The following is an 18385-nucleotide window of genomic DNA, read 5'->3' as shown; positions in this document are numbered from 1 at the left end:
GGTGGTTATGAAATCCCCCATCCGACAAGGCGACAAACTCGAACACGGCGGCGAAGTCACCGGTGGCTCACCATGGACGACATTCATGGGTATGCCGCTTGCCCGCAAGGGCGATGAGGCGACTTGCAATCTGCATGGCCAGACCGTCATCGACGAAGGTGCCAACAAGTTTCCCGATCGCGACAACAAGCCATTCGCGCTGGACGGCCATCGCTGCGCGTGCGGTTGTCGGTTGATCGCGTCGCTGCCGAACGTCCACTTCGAATAATGCCCGTCGACCTCTCACAGGCGGGGCTCCCGAGCACCTATCCGAGCCGCCCGCGCTTCTGGCCGTGGTGGTTCTGCGTCTGGTTGGCCTGCGCGGTGCTCGGAGCGGCGACCACTCTGCTGATTTGGCCAAAGGGTGAGCGGGCTGGCGGCCCGTGGTTCTGGTTCTGCGTCTTCGGTATCCCGAACGGCTTCTTCGGCTTTCTGTTCGCGATCGAGCGCGTTCGCTATGAGGCCATGTGGTACCAGGCATACCACCGCAACCTCCATCGTGACCGATGGCTGGCGGAGCGCATCCGTGTCGCGCAGCAGCCGCTTCGGGTGCTGGGCGTCGGCTATTGCTTGCCCTTGAACGACCAGACGCTTGCACAGGCGATCGATGCGGGGGTGCGTTTGCCGCGACAGCAGCAGCCCCGTTTGGGCGCGGGTGTCGTTGAGCATTGCCGCTTTGACGACCCGTTGGAACTATCCGACGAAGCCGACGAAGCGGACGTGGCCGACCCGACCGAGGAGAGCGACGCCGTAGCGGATACGCCTCCAAAGCGACCCGTTACCCAGCTCACACTCAGGATCGCCGAAGCGCTCGAACCGCTTGCTGCGAGCCTCCACGTGCTCACGCACTACGAAGCCGCCCACTGGCCAAAAGTGCGCGTACTGGCTGAACCCGGCGAAGAAGCCTTGCGTGAGGACGAGGTGCGCGATGCGCTGCAATTGGTTGGTCTGCCGCCTCTCACTGTGCTGCCCATACCCGCTTCGGACGGATTGCTGTTGGCGGACGCGTGGCTCGACGCCCGCGAGGCATGTCCGCTGCTCGTGATCGCAACGGCATGGCACGAGGAGCGGCCACCGACCGGCAGCACGGAGGGATGCGTCGCGATGCTGCTCGACGCCGGCTTTTACGCTCTACCCGAAGGTGTACACGCGATGGCGACCCTGCATCGCCCCGTCGAGGGCAACGCCGACGAAATCGAATACGGTTTCGCGAATGCCGTGATCTGGGGCAGGGCAGATGTCGCTGCTGTGACGCGTGCCTGGGTCACGCGTGCCGTCAAGCGTTGCAATCAGGGGCTGCGGATCGCAAACCTGGAGGCGCTTGCGAACAGCGAGGCCCAATGTGACCTCGCCTACATCGTGGGCGATTTTGGTAGTGCGAGCGGATGGCTGTCCGTCGTAGCCGCTACCGAATGTGGTGCTGCGGATGCGCCACAACTGATCATCGATGGCGTGCAGTCCGCCGTCATTCATGTGCTTCCCGGTCCACGCGGGAAGGATTCTTCATTGCCTGGACACGCTCAGCATGACCGATCCGAAACTGACCTTGCGATCACTTGACGCAGCACCTGCTGCAGCGTCTGCGCCCTCCGGACGCCTCGCACTCTGGGGCGTGGTTGTCGCCGCGCTGATTGTCGCGGCATGCGCAATTGGCCTCGTATGGAGCCGGGGCGACCTGTTCGATCTCGCACCCGGTGTAGCACGTATGCAAGTAGTGATCGTCATCGTCATCGCGCTGATCGTCTTCGTCGCCATACATCTCTGCCTGTTTTTTATCGGTGCGTACACCATTGCTGGACAGACGTTTCGCAGGGATATCGGCGACGCGACGAAGGCGCAGAAGCCGTTGAAATTCGACGCCCGTCTGCAACGCGTGGCCGAGGAACTACGCGCCTCGCGGGGCAGGCTCTGGCGATACCGATCACCGTGGCTGATGGTGAGCGGCGCTGATACATTGATCGACCAGGTCGCGCCGGGCCTGAAGCGAGCGGGCGCGATACCCGTCGGCAACGCGATTCTCGTGCACGTGGCACCGGACGGCATCGAGGCTGGCGCATGGCGCCGACAAATCCGTAAGCTGCGGCGCCGGCGGCCGGTCGACAGCATTGTGCAGGTTACGCATTCCGACGATCGCGATACCGAACTGCCGCGCGCACTTGCCGCGCTTGTGACCGATATCGGCTGCGCCGCGCCTGTCACGCTCCTGCACGCAGTGCCCACACAGGGCGATCGACCCGAAATGTTCGAGGCGATCGGTGCATTTCCCGGGCTGGCGTACAAGGGGGGGCAGCCGGCGCCGGCATTACGCGATCAGCTTGCGGAGATCGAGCGTGGAACGGCGGATGCAGGCGTTCGCCTGTGTACAGCGCCCATACGCATCACCTGCCTAGCCGAAATCTCACAATACATCGGGAAGCAGCACGAAGATATCGTCGCCGGCTGGCAAACGCTCCTTGGTTCACCCTGGCTGCGCACGCCGCTGGCGGGCGTGATGTTCGCCCCCGTATTTGCGATAACGGCGGCAATGCCGACGCCAGTGCCGGTCACCGTGGACGGGAGCGCGACAGTTCCGAACGTCCCGATCGAGCTCCCGCCGCAACCGGCCGCTCTGCTGCCAGCATGGCACGCAATCGCCAGTCGGAGGCGCATTGGCCGGCGCGTGGGATTCTACTGGCCGAACGCGCTGGCGATGTGCTTGATCGTTGCGGCCATCGCGTGGTGCGCATGGATGTCCGTGTCGTTCATCGCCAACCAGCGGCTCATGCGAGATGCGCGGGCAGCAGCGAGCGCGGCGGTCGATGCGCGGCCGCAGACGGCCGCCGCGTGGCGCGCGCAACTGGCGCTGCAACAGGTGATGGAAACGCTCGAATACCGGCAGCAGCATGGCGTACCGTGGTACCTGAGGGCGGGTTTGTCGCGTAATGACGATATCCTTGACGGTCTCTGGCAACCGTATCGGGTTGCTGCGACGCGCAACCTGCAGACGCCTGTCGTGCAAACGATCGGCAAGCTGTTGCAGGCTGCGGATCAGGCGCGGGCCGACAGCCTTCAATCGCAGGACACGCGGGGCAGTACCTACAACGCGCTCAAGACCTACCTGATGCTCGGCGATCCGTCGCGGGCAGATTCGGCGTTTCTGAAGCGCTTGCTCGTAGCCCTCTGGCCGCGCCCCGTGGAGATGCCGCTGGGTGAGCGTGACGATACCGGCCAACGGCTCGCAGGGTTTTACGCCGATCACCTGAAAGCGCATCCCGAGTGGCGAATTGCGACGGACGATCGCATCGTGACAGCGACTCGCAACATGCTGGTCACGCAGATTGGGCTCGCGTCGGCTGACGACACGGTGTACCAACGCATCCTCGACGACGTCAGAAACAAATACGCCGACGTGTCGCTCGAAACGCTCCTGAATGGCGCCGATGCGCGAGGGATGTTCCTGGCTTCGCAGACCGTGCCCGGGATTTACACGCGCGCGGCGTGGGACGGCATGATTGCTGCGGCGATCGACAAGGCTTCCGGCGAGCGCCAGCTCAGCAGCGATTGGGTGCTGACGGGCAAGCAGCCGCAGCATGCAATCGATATCCCGCTCGCGCACGGTACGATCCAGACCAGGACGGTCGTGGATGAGAAATGCGCAGCCGAGGAACTGAAGCACCGATTGACGGCACGCTATTTTGGTGAGTACACGGCTGCATGGCAGCGCATGCTCAACAGTATGCAGTGGCAACCGACGTCCAATCTTAGTGGCGCGATAGAACAGCTTTCTCGACTGGCGGATGCGCAGACTTCGCCGTTGATCGCATTGATGAAATCCGTGCAGTATCAGGCGCAGGCGGGGCGGCCGTCGCAGGCGCTGGCCGATACGCTGGTGAGAAAGGCACAAAATCTGATCGGGACGGACGAGGATGCGTCGACCGTCGTCTATCCGCTCGACAAGCCGTTTGGACCACTGCTGGTGCTGATGGGCGACACGAACGAGTCACCTGCCGCTGCAAACGGGAAGGGCAGCGCACCAGCCAACATCGCGCTGAACGGCGTGAGCCTGTCGCGTTACCTGACGGCGGTCACGATGATGCGGCTGAAGCTCCAACAGATCGCGAGCAGTCCTGACGCGCAGGCAATGGCGCGCACGCTCGCGCAGGCAGTGTTCCAAGGCAAGTTGTCGGAATTGTCCCAGGCACGCGATGACGCGGCACTCACTGCCGCAAGTCTAGGTACGGCATGGGCAGGGTTCGGCGATGCGATGTTTGCGCAGCCGCTCGAGGCCGCATGGCAGACGATCCTGCAACCGGCCGCAGCTAGTCTGAATGACGCGTGGCGAGCCAGTGTTGCCGCGCCGTTCAACGCGGCGATGAACGGCCGCTATCCATTCTTCGATACGCAGGCCGATGCGTCCTTCGCGGAGCTTGGCCGCTATGTGCGGCCCGATACCGGATTGATTTCGCGTTTCGTCACGACACAGCTGGCTGGCGTGATGAAACTCGAGGGCGACCATTGGGCGCCAAACGAGCTGGCACCGCAGGCATTGCAGTTCGACCCGAAATTCCTGAGCGCCGTCCGGCAATTGTCGACGGTTGGCGCGCAGCTCTACCTGCAGGGCGACGCGGGGGAGAAATTCGAAATGATGGCGCTGCCGACACCGAAAGTGACCCGCTCGGAACTGTCGGTCGACGGCAAGCAGATCGTCTATTTCAATCAGCAGGAGCGCTGGACGCCACTGGCGTGGCCCGGCAACGGCCTGAACGGGCACGCGGGGCTCACATGGCAGACGCTCGACGCTGGTCTGCGACAGGCATTCGATTCGACAGGAGATTGGGCATTCCTACGGCTGCTGAGCAAGGCTGACATCAAGCAGCTCGATAGCACGCGCTATCGGCTCACGTGGAATACCGGGAACGATGAGCCGCTGTCGTACGTATTGCGAACGCAGATCGGTGCAGGGCCGGTCGACCTGCTGAAACTACGTGGATTCCGCATACCTGATCGAATTTTCGTCGTCGGCAAGGCGAGCGCCGCTTCGAAGATGTCGCTCCTGCCACCGCTGCCACCGGATCTCCAACCATGAGTGAAGAAAAAAACGAACCGACGATGCCTGAAGGGGGCGGTTTCGGTGAGGACGACGAGCCGTACCTGCGCTACTTCGATGCGGAGATGCGTTACCTGCGCGAAGCGGGGAGGGAATTTGCGAAATCCCAGCCGCATGTCGCGCGCCGTGTGGGGATGTCGATGCTCGGCGCGCGCCGCGACAGCGTGGAGCAGACTTACGAGGGTTTCGCGTTCCTCACGAGCCGGCTGCGAATGAAGCTCGACGACGCGCTACCGGAAATCACCGATCCGCTGGTTGATCACCTGTGGCCACATGCCGGCCGCACGATTCCGTCGCTGGCAATCCTCGAGTGTATGCCGCGCACCGGCGAGGCGCGGATTCTCGATACATTGCCGCCGGGGTTGCAGGTACGTTCGACACCGGTTGGACGGGGCGGAACGATATGTGTCTATCGAACCACTCAGGCAATACGTCTGCTGGCGCTCAACGTGCGCGAGGCAGGCGTGCGCATGCGCGAGGACGGTCGTACGGTGATCCGACTCGCGTTTGACCTCCTGCACCGCGAGCAGCGGTTGCTGGACGACCTGTCGCGTATCCGTCTATACCTGCATGGGGACCGACCGACTGCATCGGCGCTGTACGGAGCGTTCACGCGCCAAGTCGAGTCGATCGGCGTGCGCATGCCGCGCATACTCGATGGTCAACTGCAACCACGGCCGGCAATGTCTATCGAGGCGGCTGGTTTTGGCACGCAGGCGCGACTATGGCCGATCGATCTCGATGTACGCGACGCCAATCTCGACCGTGAGCAGACGATGCTCGAATATTTCGCGTTCCCCGAGAAGTTTCACTTCGTCGACTTGTGCGGTTTCGACGCGGCCAGTGTGCCACCGGGCGAAACGCGTCTTGAATTCGATATCGTGATCCGGGATCGGATACCTGGTGACGTCACGTTCGGCGCGGACAACATCCGGCTATTCTGCACGCCGGTGATCAATCTGTTCGAACTGGATGCGCAGGCAATCCGACCCAACGTCCACGACCGCGACTATCCCGTGTGCGCCCCGGCGTCAGCGGGCGAGCACGTCGAGCCCTACGACGTACTGTCGGTAGTGGCAAACGATCCACGCACCGCCAGGCAATACACCTATCAGTCGATCAAGGAATTCCGGCACCGGGGCGGGATGGTCCGATACGAGTCGCCGGATCGGTATTACCACTCATTGGTTCGGCAGGGCGTGACGGGCCGGCGCGAGATGGTCGTGACGTTGGGCGGGCATCTCTGGGACGAACCCGGCAGCTTGCCCGATGCGTACGTAACGGTTCGGGTGTTGGCAAACAACGGGCGCTTGCCGCGGATGGCGCTGCGTGAATCGATGATCAACACGCCTGCTTCGAATTTCAATGGTGTCGAACGCGTGCGCAATCTGACGGCCCCGACGATGCCGCTGTATCCCCCGCGCGGCGGGGACTATCACTGGCAGGTGATTTCTCACTTCAATGGTGCCGGCGCGACCGAGCTGAACATGATGGACGCGAACGTGCTGCGTGGCGCACTGTCGTTGTACGACTGGACGCGACAGGACGATAACCGGCGACGTATCGAGGCGATTCATTACGTCTGGCTTGACGAGGAAACGGAACTGGCAGGCGCGCGTGTCGACCGCATCGTGAATGTGAACGTGGGAATCGAGCCGGCGGGTTTCGCCGGGCCGGGCGACGTTGCACTGTTCGGGGACGTACTCAGCCGCTTCGTAGGCCGCTACGCGAGTTTCCATTTTGCGGTGCGGCTCGTTCTGTATGAAGGCGTGGGTGGTCCGATCCGGCGCTATCCATGCTCGATCAAAACGGGAGATTGGTTGTGACACCACGAACATATCGGATGATGCGAAGCGTTCGTTTGGCGAGTGCCGTTGCGCTGACGGTGGCGTCGTTGGCCGGCTGTGGCACGTGGCAATCGGTGAAGGAGACGACTGCCGACGTGACGCGAGCGATTTTCGTCGCGAAGATCAAGCAGATGAATCTCGTGATCGAGAGCCGTTCCGCACTCAACCAGACCGACCAAGGAGAGTCGCTACCGGTTGTGATGCGCGTCTACCAGTTAAAGGATGCGAAGGGTTTCGAGAACGCAGCTTACGTCCAGTTGCTTGATGACGACAAAGCGCTACTGAGCGCCGATCTGCTCGGCAGTCAGGAGGTCACGCTTGCGCCTGGCGCCACCGTGAGGCTGTCTGCGCCATTGGCGGAGGATGCGCGAATCGTTGGCATTGCAGGGTTCTTTCGTGATCACGGCGGTGCCGAGTGGCAACTGACGATTCCGAAGTCGCAGTGGAAAAAGACGGATCCCGTCAGGCTGGTCGTGACGGGCAACCGGATGGAACTGGTGCCCTGAACGAGTTATCGAGAAGATTGTTGGAGTCACTCATTCAATGTTATGGATTGCAGTTGTTGATTCAGGTTGCAAACCCGACGGTGTCGAGCGCTGACGCCGATGCCTGAATGGCGATGAGTCGTCACTCCGGCAAATCCCGCTGGTTGGTGTCCTGTCCGCCACCGCCGGAATTGAGATGCTCGATCTTCTCCATCCGCTGCCTTGCCATCTCCGGCAGCTGGTTCGTCACACAGATCACGAGCGCTTCGGCGAGCGCGAGCGCGGGCACGTTGGTCTGCAGCATCGCGAACGGCTGCCCCCGGATCCGCAGCACGATCTCGGCAAATTCGCCGATCGGTGAGTGCCATTCGTCCGTGATCAGCAGCACGCGTGTGCCAAGTTGGTGAGCGGCCTGCGCGAACCGGATGCTGTCCCGCTGATAACGACGGAAATCGAAAATAACGAGCACGTCACCGGGCCCCATGTCCGCCAACGCGACCGACGCGAGATTCACATTCGGTTCGACATACTGAACATGGGGCCGCGCGTAGGTCAGCGTAAACGAAAACAGCGACGCGAGCGGCGCGGTGTAACGCCCGCCGCCGCAAAAGACACGCACATCCGGATTGGCCAGCAGCGCCACCGCGGCGTCGAACGCCGCCGCATCGAGCCCTTCGATCGTGGTCGCCAGCGACTCGGACAGCCGCTGGAAAATTGCCGAATGACTGTCGCGCATGCCCGCGGGTGAGTGGAACGCATCCATCCGCGCGAGCGGCGAATTCATCGCCGTGTCGATCTCGCCGTACAGCGCCTGCTGGAACGACGAGTAATTCGGAAACCCGATTCGGACGACGAAGCGAAACACGGTCGGATCGCTCACTTCCGCCTGTTTGGCGAAGCTCGCAATCGGCCCGAGCCCGAGGCTCGGGTAGCGGTCCAGCAACGCCTGCGCGACCTTCTGTTCCGACGGCGTGAAGCTATCCATCTGGGATAGCAGCAACGCCCTGATGCTCGTCCCCATCGGGCACTCCAACTCTCGTATCTGAATAACAAACGGCAGACGGGTGTCTGCCGGCGACTCCACGCATGTTAGCCGATCGACGTCAGGCAGGCCGTGCACGCTCCGAAATTAGAGGGACGCATCGCACGGTGGACCGGCTCACTCACCATTGTAATGAAACAAACATTGGCAAATGACCCATTCGATGGATATTCGTTCTTTATTCAGTGATAACCCTAGGTTTTGACGCAAAAAAGTGAGTGCTATGATCGCGGCCTCGCTGGAATGTATTGTTTATTACATGATCGATTGGCGCGTCGGCACACCCCGATGCGGCGTCGCGTTCCGGCATGCCACGGTTTTATTTGTCTGGAGGATCCCGTCATGAGGCGGCTCGTAGTACTCACCCTGTTGTCGGCCATGAGCGTGTGCGCGTTCGCCGCATCGGACCCCGCGGTCGAAGCGAAGAACGGCATGGTCGTGTCGTCGCAGCACTTCGCGTCGCAAATCGGCGTCGACATCCTGAAGGAAGGCGGCAACGCGGTGGACGCCGCAGTGGCGGTCGGCTACGCGCAGGCCGTGACCAATCCGTGCTGCGGCAACATCGGCGGCGGCGGTTTCATGACCGTCCACCTGGCCGACGGCCGCGACCGCTTCATCAATTTCCGCGAAACCGCGCCGGCTGCGGCTTCCGCGAACATGTATCTCGATGCGAAGGGCAACGTCATTCCGGACGACAGCCTGTACGGCTATCGCGCGGTCGGCGTGCCGGGCACGGTCGCGGGCCTCGATCTCGCACAGCGCAAGTACGGCAAGCTGACGCGCAAGCAGGTCATGGCGCCGGCGATCCGGCTCGCGCGCGACGGCTTCGTGCTGACGCGTGGCGATACGGACATCCTCGACACGACGATCGACCGCTTCAAGAAGGACCCGGATGCGGCCCGCATCTTCCTGCGGCCGGACGGCTCGCCGCTGCAGCCGGGCGATCGCCTGGTGCAGAAGGACCTGGCGCGCACGCTTGAACGTATCGCGGAGCAGGGCCCCGACGCGTTCTATCACGGCGAGATCCCGAAGATCGTCGAGGCGGCGGCCAAGAAGGGCGGCGGCCTGATCACGGCGGCCGATTTCGCGTCGTACCGTGCGCAGGACATAGCGCCGCTGACGTGCACGTATCGCGGCTACGAGTTCGTGTCGGCGCCGCCGCCGAGCTCGGGTGGCGTGACGATGTGCGAGACGCTGAACATCCTCGAAGGGTATGACATGCGCAAGCTTGGCTACCATTCGGCCGCGGCGGTGCACTACATGACCGAAGCGATGCGCCATGCATACGAAGATCGCAACACGCTGCTCGGCGACCCGAACTTCATCGACAACCCGGTCGCGAAGCTGACGAGCAAGGAATACGCGGCGCAGATCCGCAAGAGCATCCATTCGGATACGGCGACGCCGTCGGTCGACGTGCAGCCGGGCGTCGGCGTGCACGAGAAGCCGGAGACGACGCATTACTCGATCATCGACAAGGACGGCAACGCGGTGTCGACGACCTATACGGTCAACGGCCGCTTCGGCGCCGTGGTCATCGCGCCGGGCACGGGCTTCTTCCTGAACGACGAGATGGACGACTTCACCGTGAAGGTCGGCGCGCAGAACCTGTTCGGTCTCGTGCAGGGCACGCGCAACTCGATCGCGCCGGGCAAGCGTCCGCTGTCGTCGATGGCGCCGACCATCGTGAAGAAGGACGGCAAGGTGTTCATGGTGGTCGGCTCGCCGGGCGGCTCGCGCATCATCACGATCACGCTGCAGACGGTGCTGAACGTGATCGACTACGGGATGACGCCGCAGGACGCGGTCACCGCGCCGCGCATCCACCACCAGTGGCTGCCCGACGAGGTCTATTACGAAACCTACGGCCTGTCGCCCGACACGCTCGCGATCCTGCGCAACATGGGCTACAAGATGGTCGAGCAGACGCCGTGGGGCGCCGCCGAGCTGATCATGGTCGGCCTGGCGGGCACCGAGGCGGCGAGCCGCCAGAGTTCCGGGAACGATTCGTCCGTGTCCGGGAACGTGCGCGTCGGCTTCATCTACGGCTACAACGATCCGCGCCGTCCGGCCGGCTCGGCAATCGGTTACTGACCTGATCCGACCTGATCGCTTCAGCTGAATCGCTGCCCCGCAACGGCGTTCGCCTCCGCGCGAATGCCGTCGCGACGGCAGCACGTCAGTTCGCGGAGATCCGCGAGCCTGACCGGCGCAGGCACCCGTGCCCGATATACCGGGCACGACCGGCTCGCCACGCGCGCGCCCCGGCACGGCACGGGAGCGCGCCTTTTATCCGTCAACTTCTTCCCGTGCGTCCAATTCCGATATGAACAAACGAATGTCCGCGGCAGGCTGGATCCTGCTCGCGATGGCGGCCGGGATCCTGATCGGCTACATGATCTTTACGCAGCTGCCGGACAAACAGTCGGCGGCGGAAATCGCCGGCTACATCTCGCTGGTGTCCGACGTGTTCCTGCGGCTGATCAAGATGGTGATCGGCCCGCTGGTGTTCTCGACGCTGGTCGTCGGCATCGCGCACATGGGCGACGCGTCGTCGGTGGGCCGCGTGTTCGTGAAGGCGCTCGGCTGGTTCGTCACCGCGTCGCTGATCTCGCTGCTGCTCGGCCTGCTGATGGCGAACCTGCTGCGCCCCGGCGAGAACCTCGGGCTGCCGCTGCCGGATATCGGCGCGTCCGCGCATCTCGCGACGTCCAAGTTCACGCTGAAGGATTTCGTCGGCCACATGGTGCCGAAGTCGATCGCCGAGGCGATGGCGAACAACGAGATCCTGCAGATCGTCGTGTTCTCGATGTTTTTCGGCGTGGCGCTTGCGTCGCTTGGCGAACGCGGCAAGATCCTCGTCGCGGCGATCGACCAGCTCGCGCACGTGATGCTGAAGATCACCGGCTACGTGATGAAGCTCGCGCCGCTCGCAGTGCTGGCGGCGATGGCGTCGACCGTCGCGATCAACGGCCTGTCGATCCTGCTGAAGTTCGCGGTGTTCATGGGCGACTTCTACCTGAGCCTGTTCCTGCTGTGGGGCACGCTGGTCGTGGCCGGCCTGTTGTTCCTCGGCCGCCGCGTATTCAAGCTGCTGGCGCTGATCAAGGAAGCGTTCATGCTGTCGTTCGCGACCGCGAGTTCGGAAGCCGCGTATCCGAAGATTCTCGATGCGCTCGACCGTTTCGGCGTGCGCCGCAAGATCTCGAGCTTCGTGATGCCGATGGGGTATTCGTTCAACCTCGACGGCTCGATGATGTACTGCACGTTCGCGTCGCTGTTCATCGCGCAGGCCTATGGCATACACCTGTCGCTCGGCACGCAGGTCACGATGCTGCTGATCCTGATGCTGACGTCGAAAGGCATGGCCGGCGTGCCGCGCGCGTCGCTCGTCGTGATCGCCGCGACGCTGCACCAGTTCAACATCCCGGAAGCCGGGCTGCTGCTGATTCTCGGCGTCGATACGTTCCTCGACATGGGCCGTTCGGCCACGAACGCGGTGGGCAACTCGATCGCCAGCGCGGTGGTCGCGAAATGGGAAGGCGAGCTGATGCCGGAAGCAGAAGCCGAAGCGAATGCGGCGCGGCTGGATGCGGAAGCCGAAGCACGCATGAACGAGGCGGTTCGCGATACGGATCGCGTCACCTCTGGCTGAAGCGGAGCCTCGGGTCGAATCCCGGGCTTTCAGGCCGCCTCGGCGGGGCGAGCCGCGTCGATGCACGCGGCCAGCACCATCGCGGCGGCGTTGCCCGGCGTCGAGCCGAGCAATTGCGGCGCGTAGACGCTGTCGCCGATCTCGATCGGCTGCCCCGACAGCGCGCACACGCCGCGCTTGCGCGTGGTGAACAGCCGCCACTTCTGATAACCGTAGTGCCCGGTGCACGCGTCGCGCCATGAAATCATCACGGTGTCGGCCGTGGGCCGCTCGAGCACGCTGATGGACGGCTTGCTCGTCGCGTCCCACGACGGCAGCCGGTCGCGCGTGACGCTGCGCCGCCGCGGCACGCCCCACGAGACGGACGGCATGTCGAAGCTGCTGATCGCGGCGACGGTCATGAGCCAGGGCGCTAAACGGTTGTTCATGTCAGTTTTCCTCGAAACGTTATGCAACACCGCCACGCGCGGTATCACGAGAGCCGGATGCGCGGCTGCACGCAGCCGTTGATCCGTTCGGCGATCCACAGCAGGGTCGCCTTGGAGAAGCCGTGCAGCGCCTGCTGGTGCCGCCGGTAGAGCATCAGGTGGCTGAACTGCGCGAAACGCCCCTGGATGAAGCCGCCGCGAAAGAACCCGAACTGCCCGAGCGTGCCGAACGCGTCGTAGTCGCTGATCGACACGAGCGCGCCGAAATCGTGGAACGCGAACGGCGGAATCGGCGTGCCGTCGAGCCATGCGGGCAGGTGCTTCGCGAGATGCTCGGCCTGCTGCGTCGCGACTTGCGCGGTGGGCGGCAGCGGCCGTTCCTGGCCGTCGGGCAGCAGGCTCGCGCAGTCGCCGATCGCGAACACGTGCTCGTCGCCCGTGGCCTGCAGCGTCGGCCCGACGACGATCTGGTTCGCGCGATTCGTGTCGAGCCCGTCTAGCGCCTGCATGAAATCGGGCGCCTTCACACCAGCCGCCCACACCATCAGGTCCGCTTCCGCAAACGAACCGTCGCCGTAGTGAAAGCCGTTTGCGTCGGCCGACGTGACGCGGGTGGACGTCAGCACATGAAAGCCGATCTGTTCGAGCCGCCGCTGCGCCGATGCGGAAATCCGCGGCGGAAACGCGGCGAGGATGCGCGGGCCGCTCTCGAGCAGCGTGAGCTGCAGCCGCTCGCGCACCGTCGCGTCGCCGTACGCCTGTGCCACTTCCAGCAAGCGGCTCAGCTCCGCCGCGAGTTCCACGCCGGTCGCGCCCGCGCCGACGATCGCGACGCGGAACGGCTCGTCGCGCGCGATGCTGCGAAATACGCGCACCCGCAACGCCTCGTTGAAGGTCTCGGCCTGCTTCTGGCTGTCGATGAAATAGCAGTGCTCGCGCACGCCCGGCACGCCGAAATCGTTGGCCTGGCTGCCGAGCGCGAGGATCAGCACGTCGTATTCGAGTTCGCGTGCCTCGAGCACGAGTTCGCCGTCCTGCGAGCGGATCTCGCCGAGCTGCACGCGGCGGCGCACGCGATCGAGCCCCGTCAGTTCGCCGGGCTGGTACGAGTAGCCGTGATCACGCGCATGGGCGAGGAAGATCACCTGCTGCTGCTGCACGTCGCGCGTACCGGCCGCGATCGTGTGCAGCATCGGCTTCCAGATGTGGGTCGGGCTACGGTCGACGACGGTCACCTGCGCGCGCCCGGACTGGCCGAGGCGTTCGCCCAGGCGGGTGGCGAGCTGCAGTCCGGCGATCCCGCCGCCGACGATGACGATGCGTGTAGGGGTTGTCATGGATAAATCATCACGTGATGAATAAGGTATGATCCTAGCGCTTCCCGGCTTCGCGTGTCAACGGAGCGGGGCAGGTCACCCGGTGTTCGGCGTCGCTCGAGCGGGGCCGGAACAGGGGTATTCGAATCATTCAAGGAGAGCAGGAAGACGTGGCTGAAGTCACTGAGCGCGCGCCGGCCAAGCGGCGTATGCGAGGGCGGCCGCTGGCCGGGGCGTCCGTGGGGCCGGATGTGATATTGCGGGCCGCGCGCCGCACGTTCGCGAAGCGCGGCTACGACGCCACGAGCGTGCGCGAAGTCGCGCGCGAGCTGGGCGTCGACGCGGCGCTGATCGCGCACCATTTCGGTACCAAGGAAACGTTGTGGCTGGCGGTCGTCGAGCAGATCGCTGAGCTGGCCGAGCCGATGTTCGACGCGCTGCGCGCGTTGCGCACGTCGTCGCTGCCGCAACGCGACCGTGTACGGCGCGCGATCGAGCTGTGTGTCGACCACGAGTTCGACGAGCCCGACCTGGGCATGTTCTTCTCGACGGCGGCGACCGAGGTGGGCGGGCGGCTCGACCGGCTGCAGGCGCGGCTCGTGCGTCCGTATTACGACGTGATGTTCCCGCTGCTGTCGGAGGCGGTAGAGGCCGGTGTGATTCGCCCGGTCGAGCCGACGGTGCTGTTCTTCATGATCGCGAGCGCGATCGGCACGACTGTGTCATACAGTCACATGATGCTGGAGTACACGTCGCTGCCCACGCAGCAGGACGCGTTCCGGCAGGCCGTGGTGGACATTGCGTTCAACGTCGTCGGCGGTTGAGCACGGCGCGCGTGACGCGCGCGGTCACGTCGCCAGCTCCAGCCCCAGTTCGCGCACCGCGCTTCGTGCGGTCTCGCACAACGCATCGACGAGCGGCGAGGGCGTCCGGTACGCGATCGCCAGCTCGTACGCGAGCGGGCTGCCCGCATCCTTCAGTTCGCAGAACGTAATGCCTTGCGGCTGCATCGGCACGAACAGGCGCGGCATCAGCGCGACGCCGATGCCGCCCGCGACGAGCCCGGCCGTCGTCTGCATTTGGCGCGGCTGCTGGACGATGCGCGGCGCGAAGCCGGCTTGCGCGCATGCGGTCACGATCAGCGCGTGCATGCCGGGCCCGTGGTGCGCGGCAAACATGACCCACGGTTCGTCCGCCAGTTCGGCAAGCGCAATGCGCCGGCGGTGTGCGAGCCGGTGACCTTCGGGCAGCGCGGCGACCATCCGGTCGCGCAGCAGCGGCTCGACGCGCACGTCGCCCGCATCGGCCACCGGCAGCACGACGAGGCCGACGTCCGTGCGGTCCTGGCGCAGCGCGAGCACCTGCTCGGCGGTCGTGCCTTCCTCGAGCTGGAAATCGACGTCCGGATGGCGTTCCTGGAACGCGCGGAGGATCAGCGGCAGCAGCGCGTTGACCGTGCTGTCAACGAAGCGCAGCCGCAGCGTGCCGCCGAGGCCGGCGCCCGCGCGGCGGGCGACGGCCACCGCGCGCTCGGCCTGTTCGAGCGCGCGCCGCGCTTCGAGCAGGAACGCGTCGCCGGCCGGCGTGAGCGCCGTGCCGCGGTTGTCGCGCTCGAACAGCACGACGCCCAGCTCGTCCTCGAGCTTGCGGATCGCCGCGCTGAGCGGCGGCTGCGCCATGTGCAGCCGCTCGGCCGCGCGCCGGAAGCTGAGCGTCTCGGCGATCGCGATGAATTGCCTGAACTGGCGTAGATCGATCATGCGATACCTTTCGCGTATCAGTGGATCATCGAATTTGTATTTTATCTATCACACTGCGCTGCCCAGAATGGTCTTGTCATCAACGGTCGACATTGGGGAGGGCAGGTCATGCCAGTGAGGGAACAGGAGCGAACGGCAATCGTCACGGGCGGGTCGAGCGGGATGGGCTTTGCGATCGCGCGCCGGCTGGTGGAAGACGGGTATCGCGTCGCGATCGTCGGGCGCGACGCGGCACGGCTGGAAGCGGCCGTCGCGCGGCTTGGCGGCGCGGCGATCGGGCAGACCGCCGACCTGAGCGTGAGACGGGAGGCGGAGGCGGCGGTGGCCGCGATCATCGAGCAGTGGTCTTGCATCGATGTGCTGGTCAACAACGCGGGGCTGACCGGCCGCGTCGGCGCGGATACCGAGGCGGGCGAGGCCGAGCGCGTGTGGGACGCCGTGCTCGACGCGAACCTGAAAAGCCTGTTCGTGACGACCCTGGCCGTGCTGCCGCACCTGGCCGAGCGCGCCGCGAGGATCGTCAACATCGGTTCGATCGCGGCGCGCGCCGGCAGCCTGCTGCCGGGTGGCCTGGCGTACGCGGCGGCGAAGGCCGGCGTCGAAGGGTTCACCGTCGCATTGGCGCGCGAACTCGGGCCGCGCGGCGCAACGGTCAATACGGTTGCGCCCGGCTATATCGCCGACACGCGCTTCTTCGGCGAAAGCGGCGTCGCGCCGGCCATTGCCGCGACGATCCGCGAGCAGACGCCGGCCGGCCGCGCCGGGCATCCGGACGATATCGCGGATGCGGTTGCGTGGCTCGCCGGGCCGCGTGCATCGTTCGTCACCGGTGCGACGATCGCGGTGAACGGCGGCTGGCGGGTCGGGTGACGCAATCTACCCAGGTGGCCGGATGCGGTGGCATCGCGCGCCACGCCCGGCCCGCCGGTCATTCGATATCCACGGGAGGCTTGTCGCCGAGCCAGCGCCGCGCGCCGGGCCCGTTGCGGCCCGCGCGGTCTTCCGGGTTCGTCAGCTTGCAGCGCTTCAGCGACAGGCAGCCGCAGCCGATGCATTCGTCGAGGTTGATGTACAGGCGCTGCAACTCCTCGATCCGGCTCGCGACGCGCTGCTTCCAGCCGCGCGACAGCCGTTGCCAGTCCTTGTTGCTCGGCGCGGTGTCCTCGGGGAGGCTGACGAGCTGCTCGGCGATCTCGTCGAGCGAATAGCCGATCTTCTGCGCGAATACGATGAACGCGATCAGCCGCAGCACCGCGCGCGAATAGTGGCGATGGCTCGAGCCGTTGCGGTGCGACTTGATGAGCCCGCGCGTCTCGTAGAACCGTAGTGTCGACGCCGGCACGCCGCTGCGTGCGGCCACTTCGCGGATCGACATCAGCGGCCATTTCGGTGTTTCCTGGATACCCATGTCGCCCCTCCGGGAAAACTTGACTTTAAGTTAACTTCAACTTTTATGCTACGCGGCAGTTTAACCCGTCGCGAGGCATCATGCTCTCCTTTTCCCTACGCAGGACGTCGCCTTTGGGCGCGGCCTGTGCACTGCTGCTGGCGTTGTCGGGCTGTCACGACGGCAAAGGCGCATCGTCGGCCCAATCCCTTCCGGAAGTCGGCGTCGCCACCATCGCGCCGCGCACGATCCGCCTCGCGGACGAATTCAACGGACGCGTCGAAGCGGTCGACGCGGTCGAACTGCGGCCGCGCGTGAGCGGCTACCTGCAGCGCGTTGCCTACAAGGAAGGTGACCTGGTCGCGCAGGGCGCGCTGCTGTTCGAGATCGACCCGCGCCCTTACCGGATCGCGCTCGATCGCGCGAACGCGCAGCTGCAACGGGCCCGTGCGGCCGCGAGCCTCGCGAACGTGCAGCTCAAGCGCGTGCAGACGCTGATCGATGCGCATGCGACGTCGCAGGAAGAACTCGACAACGCGCGCGCCACGGCCGAGCAGGCGCGTGCGGACCTGCAGGCGGCCGACGCGGCCGTCGCCGACGCGAAGCTCAATCTCGGCTTCACCGAAGTGCGCGCGCCGATCGCGGGGCGCGTCGGCCGCGCGGTCGCCACCGTCGGCAACCTCGCGCGCGCGGACGACACACTGCTGACGACGGTCGTGTCGCAGAACCCCGTCTACGTGTATTTCGACTGCGACGAACAGAGCTACCTGCGCTACAACGCGCGGCGCGCCGATCCGAAACATCGCGCGATCGGCGCCGATCCGGTGCGCGTGGGCCTCGCGAACGAGACGGGTTTCCCGCATGCGGGCACCGTCGACTTCCTCGACAACCGGCTCGATCCGCAGACCGGCACGATCCGCGCGCGCGTGCGGCTGCCGAATGCGGACCATGCGTTTACGCCGGGCCTGTATGCGCGCGTGCAACTCGTCAGCGGCCGCGATCAGGATGCGCTGCTCGTCGACGACAAGGCCGTGCTCACCGACCAGGACCGCAAGTACGTGTATGTGATCGGGCCCGGCGACAAGGCGCTGCGCCGCGACGTGACGATCGGCCGCGGGGTGGAGGGCGAGCGGATCATCGAGAAGGGGATCCAGGCGGGCGACCGCGTGGTCGTCGACGGCATGCAGCGGATCTACTATCCGGGCGCGCAGGTGAAGCCGAAGGTGCTGCCCGCACGCGCCGATGCCGGTACCGGCAATGGCGCGGGCAACGGGCCGGGCAACGGCACGCAGGCCGTCGCCGATGCCGATGCCGATGCCGGCGCGCCGGCCGCGCAGTGA

At 65.1% G+C, this 18385-nt stretch carries 15 protein-coding genes; 10 read left to right on the top strand and 5 right to left on the bottom strand.

Translation table 11 applies throughout. The features are described 5' to 3' along the window. Positions 1–7: 7 nt before the first annotated feature. From F3J15_RS05060 to tssJ, 5 genes are read left to right on the top strand one after another with little or no spacing between them, the layout of a single operon-like run. Positions 8–268: a PAAR domain-containing protein gene (locus F3J15_RS05060; protein WP_089448034.1), complete on the top strand. Its 261-nt coding sequence runs from the start codon at positions 8–10 to the stop codon at positions 266–268. Then, positions 268–1599 carry a hypothetical protein gene (locus F3J15_RS05055; protein ID WP_089448033.1) on the top strand — a complete coding sequence of 444 codons (1332 nt, stop codon included), beginning with the start codon at positions 268–270 and terminating at the stop codon, positions 1597–1599. The genes F3J15_RS05060 and F3J15_RS05055 overlap by 1 nt, the downstream gene beginning before the upstream one ends. Beyond that, on the top strand, positions 1565–5104 hold the full coding sequence (locus F3J15_RS05050; RefSeq protein ID WP_089448032.1) for an ImcF-related family protein: 3540 nt from the start codon (positions 1565–1567) through the stop codon (positions 5102–5104). Before F3J15_RS05055 ends, F3J15_RS05050 begins: the two co-directional genes overlap by 35 nt. Next, entirely contained in the window at positions 5101–6951 is a 1851-nt protein-coding gene (gene tssF / locus F3J15_RS05045) for a type VI secretion system baseplate subunit TssF (protein ID WP_166888431.1), read from the top strand. The genes F3J15_RS05050 and tssF overlap by 4 nt, the downstream gene beginning before the upstream one ends. Beyond that, on the top strand, positions 6921–7478 hold the full coding sequence (tssJ, locus tag F3J15_RS05040; RefSeq protein WP_240159002.1) for a type VI secretion system lipoprotein TssJ: 558 nt from the start codon (positions 6921–6923) through the stop codon (positions 7476–7478). The genes tssF and tssJ overlap by 31 nt, the downstream gene beginning before the upstream one ends. A 121-nt stretch (positions 7479–7599) precedes the next feature. Here tssJ and F3J15_RS05035 read toward each other — a convergent pair whose 3' ends face one another. Beyond that, positions 7600–8478, bottom strand: a complete 879-nt coding sequence (locus F3J15_RS05035; RefSeq protein WP_166888530.1) for a MurR/RpiR family transcriptional regulator — start codon at positions 8476–8478, stop codon at positions 7600–7602. Positions 8479–8841: 363 nt separating this feature from the next. On the opposite strand from F3J15_RS05035, the gene ggt reads away from it, so the two are divergent. Further along, positions 8842–10593 (top strand): gamma-glutamyltransferase, encoded by a 1752-nt coding sequence (gene ggt, locus F3J15_RS05030; RefSeq protein WP_166888428.1) that lies wholly within the window; start codon positions 8842–8844, stop codon positions 10591–10593. Between the two features lie 232 nt (positions 10594–10825). Next, positions 10826–12154 carry a dicarboxylate/amino acid:cation symporter gene (locus F3J15_RS05025; RefSeq protein WP_166888424.1) on the top strand — a complete coding sequence of 443 codons (1329 nt, stop codon included), beginning with the start codon at positions 10826–10828 and terminating at the stop codon, positions 12152–12154. 29 nt (positions 12155–12183) lie between these two features. Here F3J15_RS05025 and F3J15_RS05020 read toward each other — a convergent pair whose 3' ends face one another. Then, a complete protein-coding gene (locus F3J15_RS05020) occupies positions 12184–12582 on the bottom strand; it encodes a DUF3331 domain-containing protein (protein ID WP_089448026.1) in 399 nt (132 codons plus the stop codon). Between the two features lie 44 nt (positions 12583–12626). Beyond that, complete coding sequence (locus F3J15_RS05015; RefSeq protein WP_166888421.1) at positions 12627–13919, bottom strand: NAD(P)/FAD-dependent oxidoreductase; 1293 nt, start codon at positions 13917–13919, stop codon at positions 12627–12629. A gap of 149 nt (positions 13920–14068) precedes the next feature. Here F3J15_RS05015 and F3J15_RS05010 point away from each other — a divergent pair, with 149 nt between their 5' ends. Beyond that, positions 14069–14722 (top strand): TetR/AcrR family transcriptional regulator, encoded by a 654-nt coding sequence (locus tag F3J15_RS05010; RefSeq protein WP_166888418.1) that lies wholly within the window; start codon positions 14069–14071, stop codon positions 14720–14722. A gap of 24 nt (positions 14723–14746) precedes the next feature. On the opposite strand, the gene F3J15_RS05005 is transcribed toward F3J15_RS05010, so the two are convergent. After that, positions 14747–15658, bottom strand: a complete 912-nt coding sequence (locus F3J15_RS05005; RefSeq protein ID WP_166888415.1) for a LysR family transcriptional regulator — start codon at positions 15656–15658, stop codon at positions 14747–14749. 108 nt (positions 15659–15766) lie between these two features. Here F3J15_RS05005 and F3J15_RS05000 point away from each other — a divergent pair, with 108 nt between their 5' ends. Beyond that, positions 15767–16528 carry an SDR family oxidoreductase gene (locus F3J15_RS05000; RefSeq protein ID WP_166888412.1) on the top strand — a complete coding sequence of 254 codons (762 nt, stop codon included), beginning with the start codon at positions 15767–15769 and terminating at the stop codon, positions 16526–16528. A 58-nt stretch (positions 16529–16586) separates the two neighbouring features. Here F3J15_RS05000 and soxR read toward each other — a convergent pair whose 3' ends face one another. After that, positions 16587–17066: a redox-sensitive transcriptional activator SoxR gene (gene soxR, locus F3J15_RS04995; RefSeq protein ID WP_069252028.1), complete on the bottom strand. Its 480-nt coding sequence runs from the start codon at positions 17064–17066 to the stop codon at positions 16587–16589. Positions 17067–17146: 80 nt separating this feature from the next. On the opposite strand from soxR, the gene F3J15_RS04990 reads away from it, so the two are divergent. Next, a complete protein-coding gene (locus F3J15_RS04990) occupies positions 17147–18385 on the top strand; it encodes an efflux RND transporter periplasmic adaptor subunit (RefSeq protein ID WP_166888409.1) in 1239 nt (412 codons plus the stop codon).

This window comes from Burkholderia sp. Ap-955, assembly GCF_011753045.1.
GTDB classification, from domain to species: domain Bacteria; phylum Pseudomonadota; class Gammaproteobacteria; order Burkholderiales; family Burkholderiaceae; genus Burkholderia; species Burkholderia lata_D.
This window is presented reverse-complemented; position numbering and strand designations above follow the sequence as displayed.